Origin of the sequence: Aminicella lysinilytica, from assembly GCF_004362975.1 — a bacterium.
GTDB classification, from domain to species: domain Bacteria; phylum Bacillota; class Clostridia; order Peptostreptococcales; family Anaerovoracaceae; genus Aminicella; species Aminicella lysinilytica.
The window spans coordinates 1-1,185 of the sequence record NZ_SNXO01000090.1; the positions used below are offsets into that span (position 1 = coordinate 1).

The 1,185-nt window shown below is 33.7% G+C and carries 1 protein-coding gene; it reads left to right on the forward strand.

Annotated elements, in window-relative coordinates; translation table 11 throughout:
• Positions 1-902 (forward strand): ISL3 family transposase (locus EV211_RS10620; RefSeq protein ID WP_166635455.1); only part of this gene is annotated, 902 nt, incomplete at its 5' end.
• Positions 903-1,185 lie beyond the last annotated feature (283 nt).

Genomic DNA, 1,185 nt, shown 5'->3' on the forward strand with positions numbered 1-1,185 from the left:
GCAAGTTGCAAAAACTTCAACTAAAGTTTTTGATACTTGTATTATCTCAGATTCAGGTGGGTTTGAACAGGTACATGTGGTTTACCACTTACGAAAGTTGTAATATTTCTCCTTCTAGTGTAGCTAGAATTATTGACCATGTTAACTATGATCTTAATTCATTACCTGAAATATTATCAATTGACGAATTCAAGGGTAATGCCGGTAGAAAATTTCAGTGTATACTCACAAATCCGAAAAAACATGAAGTATTAGATATTCTTCCAGAAAGAACTATAGAAAGCCTAAGTGCCTATTTTGCAACGTTTAACAATCGCAATAATGTTAAATACATTGTTATGGATATGAGCAGCTTATTTAGAAGTATGGCGAAAAGCTGTTTCCCCAATGCAGAAATTATCGCGGACAAATATCATGTTTACAGACAGGTTCAATGGGCTTTTGAGGATATTAGAAAACAAGTTCAAAAAGAGTTTGGTACTAAAAGAAGAAAGTATTTCAAACGGTCAAGGACATTATTGTTGAAAGGTAGAGAAAAATTAACAGAAGATGAACTCCAGCAAGTATCCCTAATGCTGCAGCTATCTAAACCTCTAGCACAAAGCTATTACTTGATGCACGAATTTAGAGAGTTTATGAAATCAAAAGACTTGATTACAGCAAGAAAAAAACTTGGTGATTGGTTCATGCACGTGGGTGCAACAGACCTGACTAGATTTCATAAATGCGTCGAAACATTCTCCAGTTGGCAAGAAGAAATACTTAATGCATTCAATACAGGTTTAACAAACGGATACACTGAAGGTTGCAACAATAAAATTAAGGTGCTTAAAAGAAATGCTTATGGCGTACGTAATTTCCCTAGGTTTAGGAAAAGAATTATGCATGTTATGAGTGCTTAAAATATCATAAACCATAAAATTTAACATCACTTATTTGACTGAGATCAAATAGCAAAACTGGACGCATAAAAATGCGTCCAGAAAGTCAATTTTTTTATTAAATTGTGTGTCACCCCAACATTTGACACAGAGACACAAAAAAGCACCTAGAGTTTAGATAGTCAATCTAACTTTAAGTGCTTTCTATTTGGTACTCTGTCAAGATTTCGGACAGTTTTTTTGAAATTTCTTTATCGCTATTATAGCGAATCATACTGCTATATCGAATAGACTTTCCTTTAGT